11 protein-coding genes and 1 pseudogene are annotated in these 12,591 nt (G+C 73.4%); 7 read left to right on the top strand and 5 right to left on the bottom strand.

What is annotated here, in order from left to right:
• Window positions 1-22: 22 nt before the first annotated feature.
• The 4 genes from ACWCYO_RS15660 (at window position 23) to def (ending at window position 4,782) form a co-directional block, all read left to right on the top strand.
• Window positions 23-1,456 carry an HD-GYP domain-containing protein gene (locus ACWCYO_RS15660; RefSeq protein WP_449784520.1) on the top strand — a complete coding sequence of 478 codons (1,434 nt, stop codon included), beginning with the start codon at window positions 23-25 and terminating at the stop codon, window positions 1,454-1,456.
• A gap of 89 nt (window positions 1,457-1,545) precedes the next feature.
• The gene (locus tag ACWCYO_RS15655) at window positions 1,546-2,826 is read left to right on the top strand and encodes an HD-GYP domain-containing protein (protein ID WP_449784519.1); all 1,281 of its coding nucleotides are present in this window, start codon (window positions 1,546-1,548) and stop codon (window positions 2,824-2,826) included.
• Window positions 2,827-3,113: 287 nt separating this feature from the next.
• Entirely contained in the window at window positions 3,114-4,100 is a 987-nt protein-coding gene (locus ACWCYO_RS15650) for a tetratricopeptide repeat protein (protein ID WP_030282252.1), read from the top strand.
• Window positions 4,101-4,128: 28 nt separating this feature from the next.
• Window positions 4,129-4,782: a peptide deformylase gene (def, locus tag ACWCYO_RS15645; protein WP_449784518.1), complete on the top strand. Its 654-nt coding sequence runs from the start codon at window positions 4,129-4,131 to the stop codon at window positions 4,780-4,782.
• An 80-nt stretch (window positions 4,783-4,862) separates the two neighbouring features.
• Here the strand turns inward: def and ACWCYO_RS15640 are convergent, their stop codons facing one another.
• Window positions 4,863-5,909 carry a ferritin-like domain-containing protein gene (locus ACWCYO_RS15640; RefSeq protein WP_270144253.1) on the bottom strand — a complete coding sequence of 349 codons (1,047 nt, stop codon included), beginning with the start codon at window positions 5,907-5,909 and terminating at the stop codon, window positions 4,863-4,865.
• Between the two features lie 168 nt (window positions 5,910-6,077).
• Window positions 6,078-6,725 carry a TetR family transcriptional regulator gene (locus ACWCYO_RS15635; RefSeq protein ID WP_270144251.1) on the bottom strand — a complete coding sequence of 216 codons (648 nt, stop codon included), beginning with the start codon at window positions 6,723-6,725 and terminating at the stop codon, window positions 6,078-6,080.
• 82 nt (window positions 6,726-6,807) lie between these two features.
• Here ACWCYO_RS15635 and ACWCYO_RS15630 point away from each other — a divergent pair, with 82 nt between their 5' ends.
• Together ACWCYO_RS15630 and ACWCYO_RS15625 are read left to right on the top strand one after the other, a co-directional pair.
• Window positions 6,808-7,728: an oxidoreductase gene (locus ACWCYO_RS15630; RefSeq protein ID WP_449784517.1), complete on the top strand. Its 921-nt coding sequence runs from the start codon at window positions 6,808-6,810 to the stop codon at window positions 7,726-7,728.
• Between the two features lie 222 nt (window positions 7,729-7,950).
• On the top strand, window positions 7,951-8,979 hold the full coding sequence (locus ACWCYO_RS15625; protein ID WP_270144247.1) for a hypothetical protein: 1,029 nt from the start codon (window positions 7,951-7,953) through the stop codon (window positions 8,977-8,979).
• Window positions 8,980-9,030: 51 nt separating this feature from the next.
• On the opposite strand, the gene ACWCYO_RS15620 is transcribed toward ACWCYO_RS15625, so the two are convergent.
• The gene (locus ACWCYO_RS15620; RefSeq protein WP_449784534.1) at window positions 9,031-9,537 is read right to left on the bottom strand and encodes a serine hydrolase; all 507 of its coding nucleotides are present in this window, start codon (window positions 9,535-9,537) and stop codon (window positions 9,031-9,033) included.
• A gap of 186 nt (window positions 9,538-9,723) precedes the next feature.
• Here ACWCYO_RS15620 and ACWCYO_RS15615 point away from each other — a divergent pair.
• A pseudogene (locus ACWCYO_RS15615) lies at window positions 9,724-11,309 on the top strand (IS200/IS605 family accessory protein TnpB-related protein); the annotation flags it as partial.
• 42 nt (window positions 11,310-11,351) lie between these two features.
• Here ACWCYO_RS15615 and ACWCYO_RS15610 read toward each other — a convergent pair.
• A complete protein-coding gene (locus ACWCYO_RS15610; RefSeq protein WP_449784516.1) occupies window positions 11,352-12,074 on the bottom strand; it encodes a serine hydrolase domain-containing protein in 723 nt (240 codons plus the stop codon).
• Window positions 12,075-12,308: 234 nt separating this feature from the next.
• Complete coding sequence (locus ACWCYO_RS15605; protein WP_270144242.1) at window positions 12,309-12,584, bottom strand: hypothetical protein; 276 nt, start codon at window positions 12,582-12,584, stop codon at window positions 12,309-12,311.
• Window positions 12,585-12,591 lie beyond the last annotated feature (7 nt).

Genomic DNA, 12,591 nt, shown 5'->3' with positions numbered 1-12,591 from the left:
GCGGGGAGCGGCGCGATACCTGGTGGCCGTTCCGGTGGCGGCGCTGTGCTGCCTGCTGCCGCTGCTGCCCCAGGCCCTCACGCCCGGGGCGCCGCACTGGCTCGGCCACCCGGCGGACTGGCCCAAGATCGGGTTACTGGGCTTCCTGCACGGCTGCTGGGAGTCGCTCGCCCAGGGCCTGCCGACCCCCTGCTCGCTCCTGCTGCGCCGGCTGCTGCGCCGCTCCGCGCCCGCGGGCCGGGCACCCGCCCGCCCCGGGGTGAACGCCTTCTTCCCGGTGCTGTTCGCCGGGGCGCTGATGCTCCCGCCGGCCGCCGCCGCCCTGGTCGCCGCCCCGGCCGCGCTGCTCGGCGGCCCGACCGGCCCCGGCTGCCGCGGGCGACAGCTGTTCAACGGCTCCCAGCTCGCGCTGTGCGCCTTCGCCGCGTCGGTCGCCTTCCACCTGCTGCGCGGCCCGCAGCTGCTGCTCGGCTCCCGCTTCCCGGCCGCGCTGCTGCCCGGCTTCGCCGCCGTCGCCGCGTTCTGCCTGGTCAACGGGCTGGTGGTGGGCGTCATGGTGGTGCTCAGCGAGGGCCGGCGGGCCGGCGAGGTGCTGCGCGGGGCCTGCTCGGTGTGCGGGCTGCCGGTGCTGGTGCACGCGGCCGGCGGGCTGATGGTCGCGGTGCTCTGGCAGGGCCCGTACGGGGCGTTCGCCGCGCTGCTGGCGCTGCTGCCGCTGTCCATCTCGGCCTGGGTGTTCGCCCAGGGCCAGCGCGAGCGGGACGCCCACCAGGCCACCGTGCAGTCGCTGGTGCAGGCGGTGGAGATCAAGGACGCGTACACCCGCGGGCACAGCGAACGGGTCGGCCGCGCCTCGGTGCTGATCGCCACTCAGCTCGGCATGGAGCCCGAGCGGCTGCGCACCCTGCGCTTCGCCGGGATCCTGCACGACGTCGGCAAGCTCGGCGTGGCCACCGAGCTGCTGCGCAGAAACGGTCCCCTCAGCGAGGACGAACGCCGGGCCGTGGAGATCCACCCGGTGTACGGGTACGAGCTGGTGCGCGGGATCGACTTCCTCGGCGAGGCGCACGCCGGGATCCTGCACCACCACGAGCGGATGGACGGGCGCGGCTACCCGAGCGGACTGGTCGGCGAGCAGATCCCCGAGTTCGCCCGGATCATCTCCGTCGCCGACGCCTTCGACTCGATGACCTCCACCCGCTCCTACCGGCGCGGCCGGCCCGTCACCGAGGCGGTGACCGAGCTGGAGCGCTGCTCCGGCAGCCAGTTCGACCCGGTGATGGTGCGGGCGCTGATCGACGCGCTGGCCGTGCACGAATGGCGGCCCGTGGTGCCCTCCGAGGACTGCGTGCGGGCCGTGCCGGACATCCCGCTCGGGGTGCCCGAGCCGGTGCGGGCCGCGCCCGGCCGGGTGCCCGCCCAGGGCCGGACCGTCCCCGTGGCCGGGCAGTCGTGACCGGGCGCGGGCGCGGCTCCGACCCTGGGCGGGCGGCCGCCGGCCGGACCGTCCGCGCCCGTTCGGCGCGCGGGAGCACCGCCCGCGCGATGCACACGGCCGCCGCCGCGCTGTTGGTGCTCGCGCTCGGCGCGGTCGCCGTGCGCGGGGTCGCCGAACCGCGGGTCGCGCTGGCGTTCACCGCGCTGATCGCGCTCGGCGAATGCGTTCGGATCACCCTTCCGGGTGACCGCGAGCAGGCGCCCATCGGCGCGGCCGGTGCGCTGGCGTACGCCCTGCTCGGACCGCTGCGCGGGGTGCCGACCGCGCACGGCACCCTCCAGGTGGTCGCGGTCACCGGGATCGGCCTGCTGCTGGCCTGGCTGCCCGGCCTCGCCCTGCCGCACCGCCCCGGACGTCCGCACCGGCGCCCGCCCTGGGCCGACCAGGCCCGCCGTGACAGCGCCGCCCGCCGGCTGCTCGCGGTCGGCTTCTCCGCCGCCGTGTTCCAGCCGCTCTACAACGGCGGCATGGTCGACCGCTTCTCGCCCGAGGGCCCGGCCTACGGGGCGTTCCTGACCGCCGTCGCCGCGCTGACCGGGCTCTGCGACGCGACCCTCGCGGCGCTGCTGCGCGCCTCCTCCGCCAAGGGGCTGCGGTTCCCGGCCGCGCTGGAGGACGAGCTGCGGTCGCTGTTCGGCATCGGCTCGGCGATCGTCGCCACCGGCATGCTGGTCAGCCTCGCGGCCGGCGAGGTGGGGCTGTGGGCGCTGCCGCTGTTCTGCACGCCGCTGCTGCTCGCCCAGATCTCCTTCCGGCGGGCCGCGGCGGTGCGGGCCACCACCGGGCAGACCATCGCCAGCCTGGCCAGGGCCACCGAGGTCGCCGGCTACACCCCGCACGGGCACGCGCGCCGGGTCGCGGACACGGCGTGCGCGCTCGGCCGCGAGCTGGGGCTGGGCACCCGGGAGCTCGCCCTGCTGGAGTACGCGGCGCTGATGCACGACGTCGGCCAGCTGTCCCTGGTCGAGCCGGTGCCGGACGGCGCGACCGCACTGCTGTCCTGCGCCGAGCAGCAGCGCATCGCCCGCCTCGGCAGCGAGGTGATCAGCCGCACCGGGGTGCCCCGGCAGGTCGCCGAGCAGGTCGCCCGACTGGCCGACCCCTGCCCGGGGCCGGTCGGCGGTGAGGGGCCGGTGCCGCTCGCGGCCCGGATCATCCGGGTCGCCAACGCCCACGACGACCTGCTGACCGCCGCCCGGGGCCGGGGCCTGGGCGAGGCGGTGGGGCGGCTGGAGGCCCTGGAGGTGCTGCGGCTGGGGCGCGGGCGGGTCTACGACGCCCGGGTGGTGGACGCGCTCGCCCGGGTCGGCGGGCAGGCCCGGGGCTGAGGCGAGCGGGCCCGGGGTTGCGGCGGTGCGTGTCCGGGCCGGTGCGGGGTGCTTGGTCGAGGCGTGGTCGGGCGGCACCGCCAGGGGTTGAGGAGGCGCGCCGCGGCGGGCAGGCTGGGGAGGGGCGGGCCCCAACCTCGGCGGTGGGGAGCGCGGGCGGGGGCGGGCGTGGTTGGATGCGGTCGTAGCGTGGAACACCGACCCGGAGCACCGGGACCCGGCCCCGTCGAGGACGGGACGGGCCCGGCGGTACGGGACTTGAGCGGACGACGACGGCAGGGACGAACGTGAGGATCTTCCACCGGGCACGGCACCGGCCGTCCGCCACCTGGCGGCAGACGACCGACCGGGCCTTCACGCTGATCGGCGACGGCCGCTACGAGGACGCCGGCGCCCTGCTGGTGATGGCCGCCGACCTGGAGCCCTGGCTGTCCGACTCCTGGTTCAACCTCGCCCTGCTGCACAAGTTCCGCCGCGACTGGGAGCAGGCCCGCTCGGCCGGCCTGCGCGCCGTCGCCCTGCTGGACCGCGAGCACGGCGCCCCCGACTGGTGGAACCTCGGCATCACCGCCACCGCCCTGCAGGACTGGCCGCTCGCCCGCCGCGCCTGGCAGGCCTACGGGCTGAAGCTGCCCGGCGGCCCCGGCGGGGACGGCCCGGTCAGCCTGGACCTCGGCACCACCCCGGTGCGACTGTCCCCGGACGGCGAGTCCGAGGTGGTGTGGGGCCGCCGGCTCGACCCGGCCCGGATCGAGGTGCTGTCCATCCCGCTGCCCTCCTCCGGCCGCCGCTGGGGCGAGGTGGTGCTGCACGACGGCGCCCCGCACGGCGAGCGGGTCACCGACGGCGTCGCCTACCCCGTCTTCGACGAGATCGAGCTGTGGGCGCCATCCCCGGTGCCGACCTACGTGGTGCTGCTGCAGGCCGCCACCGCCGGCGACCGGGACGCCCTGGAGCGGCTGGTCGCCGAGGCCGGGTACGCGGCCGAGGACTGGACCTCCTCGGTGCGGCTGCTGTGCCGGGCCTGTTCGGAGAGCCGGATGGCCTCGGACGACGGCGTCGTCGCCCACCACGACCCGCACGACGACGGCGACGCCGCCCACCCCGGGCACCTCAGCCACCTCAGCCAGGGCGGCGCGGCCGGGATGTCCTGGTTGGTCGAGCGCGAGTGCGGGATCGCGGCGCCGGCGCACCTGGTCCGGGTGCTGCTGGACCGCTGGGTCGCGGCGGCCCCCGCAACCCGGGCTTACCGGGATCTCGAAGAAGTCTGCTGAGTACCCTGGTGAGGTACGCGTAGACCTATTGGAAGCGGAAGACATGGCGGAGCAGCACGACCACGGGCACGAGCACGACGTGGAGGGGGCGGCGCCCGAGGCCCCCGTGAAGGTGATCGGTGAGGAGCCCGACCTCAGCAAGGGCACCGCGCGCCCGATCACCGTGGTCGGCAACCCCGTCCTGCACCGCGAGGTCAAGGACGTCACCGTGTTCGACGGCGAACTGTCCGCGCTGATCGACGACATGTTCCAGTCGATGTACGCCGCCGAGGGCGTGGGCCTGGCCGCCAACCAGATCGGCGTCGACCTCAAGGTCTTCGTCTACGACTGCCCGGACGACGAGGGCGTGCGCCACATCGGCCACGTGATCAACCCGCGGCTGGAGGAGTACCCGGCCGACCGCCGCCGGGTGCTCGACGACGGCAACGAGGGCTGCCTGTCCGTCCCGACCGCGTACGCCGAGCTGCCCCGCCCGGACTACGCGGCGGTGACCGGCGTCGACAAGGACGGCGAGCCGATCCGGGTCGAGGGCACCGGCTTCTTCGCCCGCTGCCTGCAGCACGAGACCGACCACCTGTACGGCACCCTCTACATCGACAAGCTGTCGAAGCGGGACCGCAAGGACGCCCTGAAGCAGATGGCCGAGGGCACCGCGAAGTACGCGACCGTGCCGAACGACTGAACGGCTAGCCGCTGAGCGGTAGTGGTCGGCGAAGGCCGGTGCGGAGCCGTCCGCACCGGCCTTCGTGCGGTCCGGGGCCACTACTGGACGAGGAGCCACTCCGGGCCGTAACGGAAGCGCGGGTCGGCGGGCAGCTTGACGCCCGCGATCTGCTGGGCGGAGCCGCGCATCGCACCCATCATGGCGATCGCGGTGGAGATCGCGTTCGGGGCGCCGGCCCAGGCCTGTTCGAGGGCGCGCAGCATGTCGCTGTACTCCTTGTTGAAGTCGTTCAGGAGCTTCGCGGTGGACTGGTCGGGCGAGTTGGGGTCGCCCTGGCGGGGCCAGCCGCCGCCGGGCACCTTGGCGACCGGGGAGGTGTCCGGCAGCGGGACGGCGTCGCCGGTGAACTCCCACTTCCGGGTCATGTCGTTGAAGACGAGCTTCCGGCCCTCGGCGATCTCCTTGAAGGCGTAGTAGTGGGCGAGTCTGCTCGGCCCGCCACCGGAGGGGTCCTCCGGGGAGGCGCTGGTCCCCTCGCCCTGGGTCTGGATGATCCGGATCGCCCTCAGGACGTCGTCGATGGTCTTCATCTCGATCATCTCGCGCTTACCACCCGGCGAGGTGCTCACCTGCCGCTGACCGCTGAGGAGGTGCGCGTACTTGGGGAAGACGTTGGCGATGCGCTGGTAGAAGGCGCCGATCGTGTTGCCGTCGGCCGCGAAGGCGAGCGGGTTCTCGGGCTTCTCGATGTCGGAGAAGAGCTTGGCCGAGTCGCGGGACAGCCCGCTGAGGTAGACCACCAGCCCGGGGTTGACGCCACCGGGGAGCTCGCCCGGGTACTTCGGGACGGTGGCGGGGTCGGTGAGGACGACCGTGCCGCCGATGCTGGTGAGCATGTTGCAGACCAGTCCGAAGTGCCACATCTCGTCGAAGATGATGTCGCGGATGGTCTGGGCGACCGGCTTGCCGGAATCGGCGTCGGTGATCGACCAGAGCGCGGTGGCGTAGGGCGCGATGGTCGACACCTCGAGCATGATCGCCCGCTGGAGGGCGTCCTTGAGGTCCTTCTCGGTCCAGTCGTCCTCCGCGATGCTCATGAGCTGGACGATGGCGTCGCTCTCGTAGTCGAGGATTCCGGTCGTCATGGGGTGCCCCTTTCGTTCGACTGTGCGCCGGACCGTAGCCGGGGGGCGGTCGTGCGTATGCGTGTGGTGCCGGTGTGGCTCGGGAGTTCAGCCGAACGGGTGGAGCGCGGGGGCGGCTTCCCGCCTCCGGCCGGTGCGAACGCTCTTCGGGGGCCGGTGGGTTGGCCGTCAGCGCGGGGTGGCGTCCAGGGCGGGGGCGACGGCGGCGAAGGCCTGGTCGGTCAGTGCGGCCGGGTCGTCGGTGCCGTCACCGGCGCTCCAGCGCTGGAGCACGACGTCGAAGGCGGTCAGGGCGGTGCCGGCGGCGAGCCGGGGGTAGAGGCTGGTCGCGAGGTCCAGGCCGAGCCGGGTGGCGAGTTCGGCGGCCAGCTCCTCGCGCCAGTTGGCCTGGCGTTCCAGGAAGCGGGCGTGCAGGGCCGGGGTGCCGAGGATCAGCTGCACCACGCGCAGGGTCTGACGGGCGTGGTCGGCGCGGCCGGCCAGGCCGACGTGGTCGGCGTGGCCGGCGCAGGCGTCGATGGCGGCCCGGACGGTGTGCCGCAGGGCGGTGGAGGGGCTCTCCCCGGCGGGCCGGGCGGCGAGTTCGGCGCGCATGCCGGCGCCCAGCTCCGCCAGGAACCGGACGACCACGTCCTCCTTGGACGCGAAGTAGCGGAAGAACGTCCGCTTGGACATGCCGGCGGAGGCGGCGATCTCGTCGACGGTGACCGCGTCGAACCCCTGCTGGACCAGCAGGCTCAGGGCGGCCTTGGTGAGCTCGTCGGCGACGAGCCGGCGCTTGCGTTCGGCGAGGCTCGGGGCGGGGAGGGTGGTCACCCAGCGATGCTACACGTGGGGCCGTTTCTGGCGTGAGGAGTCGTGCTTGACACTTGGTGACATAGACGGCAGCGTGTGACGCGTGACGAGACATCAGGCATGGGGCGTGGAGCGGATTCCGGACCAGACCGGACGGCTGTTCGTCGTCACCGGGGCGAACAGTGGCCTCGGACTGGCGACCACCCGCGCGATCGCCCGGCGCGGTGGCGAGGTGATCCTCGCCGTCCGCGACGAGACCAAGGGGCGGCGCGCGGTCGCGGAGATCACCGCCGACCAGCCGGGGGCGCGGTTGGAGGTGCGCCGCCTCGACCTGGCCGACCTCGACTCCGTCCGCGCCTTCGCCGAACGGCTGCGCGCGGACGGCGTCCGCCCGGACGCCCTCGTCAACAACGCCGGAGTGCTGGCGCCGCCGCGCACGCTCAGCGCCCAGGGCCACGAGCTGCAGTTCGCCGCCAACCACCTCGGCCACTTCGCGCTCACCGGGCTGCTGCTCGACCTGCTGGCTGGCGGGAGGGACCCCCGGGTGGTCACGGTGAGCTCCTCCAACCACCGGCAGGGGCGGCTGTTCTTCGACGACCTCTCCGGCGAGCGCGGGTACTCGCCGATGGGCTACTACAACCAGTCGAAGCTCGCCAACGCCGTCTTCGGCTTGGAGCTCCACCGGCGCCTCGCCGCCGCCGGCAGCCCGGTCCACAGCCTGCTCGCCCACCCCGGCTACGCCGCCACCAACATCCAGGCCCGTGCGGTCGGCCCGGTGCGGCTGCTGTTCGGCCGCGTCCTGATCCCGCTCGCCCAGACCCCCGACCGGGGCGCGCTGCCGCAGCTGTTCGCGGCGACCGACCCGCGGGCGTTGGGCGGGCAGTTCATCGGCCCCGGCGGGATGGGCGAGCTGCGCGGCGCCCCGAAGGTGGTGCGGCCGGCTCCGAGGGCCGTCGACCCGGAGACCGGGCGGCGGCTGTGGGAGCTGTCGGAGCGGCTGACCGGCGTGCGGTACACGGTCTGACCGGGGCGGACGCACGGGAGGTCGGCGGGGCCGACTTCCCGTGCGCTGGGCCATGGGAGGGGGCTGCTCCCGTTCTGAGCGGGGCCGGTTGTCGGTGGGGGTGCTTAGGGTGGCCCGCAAGATCACCGGCGGGTCGTGCCGGGGTCCGGTGGAGCGATCTCGCGGGGGTATGGCCTGGTGAAGTGGTGGACGAGGAAGCCGGGGGAGGAGCGGGAGCGGTGGGTGCTCGATCCGCTGGTGGGGGTCGGGCCGCTGCGGTTCGGGATGAGCCCGGATCAGGTCCGGGATGCGCTGGGCGGGGCCATCGCCTATGTGTCGCAGGGGCTGGAGGACAGCCTGTCCTGGCAGCGGTACGACGGCTTCGAGGTGACCGCGATCTACGGGCCGGGGCCGCGGCTGGTCGCGGTGGCGGTCGACGCGCTGTCCGGTCCGCTGGTGCGGCTGGGGGAGGTCGAGCTGATCGACCGGGTTCCGTCCGAGGTGCGCGCGGACCTCGTCGAACTCGCCCACCGGGAGGGGGTTTCGGTGCGGGTGAACTGGAGCGGCGATCCGGAGGTGGCGGCCTGGGGGCTGTCGATGGGCGCCGGGAAGGGGTGGGCGCTGTCGCCCGAGGGATACGCGGAGCGGACGGACCGGATGGTCACGGACGCCCTGTTCGTCGGCCCCGAGCCGGCCGAGGACCCGTACCGGAGCGAGCCGGTCAAGAGCTGGCGCAACGTCCAGGAGTGGGACGCGAACCCCGGGGACTGGCCGGTGCGGGCCGACCGGGACCGGCCGCGCTGGGACTGCACGCCGCTGGAGGGCGTCGGTCCGCTGCGGTTCGGGATGAGCCCTTCGCAGGTGGTCGCCGCGCTGGGCGGTGACGCGCCGGCCGTGCGGCGAGGGCGGTACGCCTGGGCTTGGCGCGGGGCCGAACCATGGTGCCTGGAGGAGGACCGCTTCGACCGGGCCGGGGTGACGGCCCACTACTGGCACCCGGAGGGCGTCCCCACCCTGGGCGCCGTGACCGTGCACGGGCGCACCGGGCCGCGGGTCGCCTTCGAGGGCATCGAGCTGATCGGCAGGCCGGTTTCGGAGGTCGACGCGGCCGTCGTCCGGTACGTCGAGGAGCGCGACCTGGGCCTGCGCATCGGCTGTGCCGGGGACCAGGGGCCGGACGGCACCAACCTGTACGTGCGGGCCGACCGTGCCGGGGACGCCGTGGTCACCGGGGCCCGGTTCTGCGCCCCGGACTGGGAGGACCACGGCTGACGCGGGTGCACGGGAAGTCGGCGGGGCCGACTTCCCGTGCAACGGTCAGGCTCAGCCGTGCGAGGTGGCGGGGGCCAGGACCGCCATCAGCAGGCGGTTGGCGAGGGGGGTCGGGGCGCCGAAGTCGGTGCCGAGGTTGGAGACCGAGTACACGGCGTGGACGGACAGGTCGCGGGTGGCGAACATGCCGTTGGCGTAGCCGTCGTCGTGGCCGGTCTTGCCCCAGAGGACGGCGCCGTTCGGCAGCGGGGTGGACATCAGTCCGGCGCCGAAGCAGGCCACCTTGTTGCAGGAGGTGCCGCCGACGAAGGGCACGAGCTTGCCCTCGTTGTCCTTGGGGAGGGTGAACAGCTCTTCCTGCTGCGCGGCGGGCAGCAGGCGGCCCTGGAGCAGCGCGGTCAGGAAGCGGTCCAGGTCGGCCGTGGTGGAGATCATGTTGGACGGGTCGCCGCCCTGCTCGCTGGTGTCGACGGCCTGGCCGTTGTCGGCGGTCATGTAGCCGTGCAGGTAGGGGCGGGGCATCTCCGGGTCGTCCTCCGGCACCGAGGTCTGGTTCAGGTGCAGGGGTGGTGAACTGCTGGCGGTTGAGAGTTGTTGAGTGATCTTTGGTGTTCATGAGTGAGTCTGTCGGTTTCCGACGAAGGGTCGTCGAGATGCTTTCGGTTGACCCGTTTCGGGCCGTTGGTGCCGTTGTGTGTGTCACCCTGTGCGTAGTCGAAGGAATCGCCGGGGATCGGGGGTGGGGTGGCTGTGTTGCGGCAGATCGCTCGGCCGTTCGTCGCCGATCCCGCGTCGGGTGTGTGCATCCGGGACCGGCTCAGGGGCCTGACCGCCGAGGACGACGCGGTGTTGCGCCTGCTGGGCGGGCACCTCGGATCCCTCGCCTCGCGGGACCTGGCCCGGCGCGTCGCCGACGGCCTGGAACACTCGGCCGAGACGTGGGCGGCCCGTAAGCGGGACCTCACGCCGCTGTCGTCGTCGCGCTGGGCCGGGTCCATCACGAAGGCCACGCACGAGCAGTGGGGTCTGTCCCGGCGTGCGCAGTGGCAGCACCTTCATGGCCTGGAAGCCGGGATCGTAACGATCCGCCAGCGCCTCGCGCTGCCGCTCGGTGAGAAGGGTGCCGGACGCCGGCCCGGCGGCTACCGCTCCCGACGGGAGTGGCACGCCAAGTCCCGCCGCCTGAAGCACCTGGAGCGCGAGCACGAGCGGGTGAGGGCCGACCGTGAGGCGGGCCGGGTGTCGGTGGTGCGCGGAGGACGCAAGCTCCTCAACAACCGGCACAACCTCCACGAAACCGGCCAGACCATCGGGCAGTGGCGCGCCCGGTGGCAGGCGGCGCGCTGGTTCCTGGCGGCCGACGGGGAGTCGGGCAAGCGCTACGGGAACGAGACGATCCGGGTCACCCCGGCCGGTGGGATCAGCATCAGGTTGCCGGCTCCGCTCGCGTATCTGGCCAACGCCCCGCACGGCCGCTACGTCCTGGCGTCGACTGTGTCGTTCCCCCAACCGGGGTGGGGAGTGGCGCGACCGTATCGAGGCGAACCGGGCCGTCGCCTACCGCATCCACCTGGACGTCGAGCGGGACCGCTGGTACCTGGACGCGAGCTGGCAGCGCAAAGACCTCCCCGTCGTGCCACTGGAAACCCTGCGGGCCGGTGAGGTGATCGGCGTGGACATGAACGCCGACCACCTCGCCGCCTGGCGCCTTGACACCCACGGCAACCCCACCGGCCAGCCCCATCGTTTCGACTACGACCTGTCCGGAACCGCCGATCACCGCGACGCACAGATCCGCCACGCGATCACCCGCCTGCTCCACTGGGCGAACGACACCAGCGTCAAGGCGATCGCGATCGAGGACCTGGACTTCACCGACTCCAGAACCCGCGAGAAACACGGCCGCAAACGCCGCTTCCGGCAACTCGTCAACGGCATGCCCACCGCGAAGCTGCGCGCCCGGCTCCTCGCGATGACCGCCGAAGCCGGAATCGGCGTGATCGCGGTCGATCCCGCCTACACCTCCGTGTGGGGAGCCGAGCACTGGCACAAGCCCCTCACGACACCGGATCGCCCCGTGAGCCGCCACCAGGCGGCGAGCGTGGCCATCGGACGGCGCGCCCTCGGACACCGGATCAGGCGACGGACGGCACCGCCCCGTGCACACCAGAGCGATGTGCACGGGCATCGGACCGCCCAGGCCCGACCCGGTGACCGGGGGCGTGAGGGGAACCGCCCCCGCGTACCCGGACCACGGACACGATCCGTCGGCGCCGAACGCGGCAGGAACGCGGTCGACCAGAACGCCCAAGACCGTTCGGGGCGTTCGGCTGAGCAAAGCCCTGGCAACAGGCCTCACTCCCGCTCAGTCCCTAGGAACGGTTGAGGATGCGGGCGGTGACCTCGTCCTTGAAGGAGTTGCCGGTGGTCTGCTCGATGAGCTTGCCCGCGATGCGGAAGCCGAGGGAGTTGTACTCCTGCTTGGTGCCGGGCGCGAAGTGCGGGCCGGGCGCCGGGCGGCCGTCGTCGGGGCGCAGGGTCTGCTGGATGATCTGGTCGAAGGTGCGGTAGTCGTACCGGTCGGCGATCGTCTCGTCGGCGCTCGCGGGGGGCTTGCCCTCGTCCACGTTCGGCAGGCCGCTGGTGTAGTTGACCAGCTGGCGGACGGTGATCGGGTCGAAGGTGTCGGGCAGCAGGCCCGGTATGTAGTGCTGGACGGTCTGGTCGAGGTCGATCCGCCCCTCGGCCGCGAGCTGCAGGATGACGGTGGTCTCGAACACCTTGGAGATGCTGCCGGCATGGAAGTGCGCGCTCTCCGGGATCTTGCGGCCGGTCTGGCTGTCCACGGTGGAGCCCTTCCACACCTGGCCCGGCTCGGAGACCAGGGCGACCGCGCCGGAGGCGTTGTCGGAGGGCCGGGTCTCGATGGCGGCCTGGAGCGCGGCGGGGTCCAGGGCCGGAAAGGCCGTGGCGGCGGTGGAGCCCGTGCCCGTGCCGCTCGCGGCGAAGGCTTGGGCGCCCGAGACGGCGGTGAGGCCGACGAGGGCGCAACAGGCCAGACCGAGGGCGGCGGTACGGCGGGCGAGCGGCTTCATGGTGGGGCACCCCGTGGGATCAGCTCGGCTGAGTGGGCCTCAGCGACGTGTTCGATCCTGCTGGGCAACGGGCCTGCCCGATATCGGGATCGACCCCGATCGGCCCCTGAGGTGACCCCGAGCTCTGACCGGGGACTTGGTGTCGGTGGGGGTGCTCAGGGTGCCCGACAAGATCACCGGGAGCGGGTGTGGCCGTCCCCGGCCGGGCGTGAATGCCGAGCGGGGACGACGAGTTCAAGGGGCCGGGTGGGTGGTGATGGTGATCGGGTGGGCCGTCCAGTCGGTCATGTCGCCGATGTAGAGGGTGACGGACCAGCGGCCGCCACGGGCGAGGCAGTGGGCGACGCCGTCGCCGCCGCCGGGGCCGATGCACAGGCGGATGAAGTCCCGGTGGGCCTCGCGGATCGGGCGCCGGCGGACCTGGTCCCAGAGGACGGGCAGGGCGTGGTCGAGGCTGGGGAAGACGGTCGGCAGCATGATGCCGGAGATCTCGGCCCGGACGGCGCTCACGCGGCGG

The sequence above is a fragment of the Kitasatospora sp. NPDC001683 genome (assembly GCF_053596495.1).
The sequence above is the reverse complement of the archived record's forward strand: the minus strand, read 5'-3'. Positions and strand labels throughout refer to the sequence as shown.

Excerpts from the sequence above, each read along its gene's own strand:
- ACWCYO_RS15655 (WP_449784519.1), top strand. The coding sequence starts at position 1,546 with ATGCACACGGCCGCCGCCGCGCTGTTGGTGCTCGCGCTCGGCGCGGTC.
- ACWCYO_RS15640 (WP_270144253.1), bottom strand. The coding sequence starts at position 5,909 with ATGACGACCGGAATCCTCGACTACGAGAGCGACGCCATCGTCCAGCTC.
- ACWCYO_RS15610 (WP_449784516.1), bottom strand. The coding sequence starts at position 12,074 with ATGAAGCCGCTCGCCCGCCGTACCGCCGCCCTCGGTCTGGCCTGTTGC.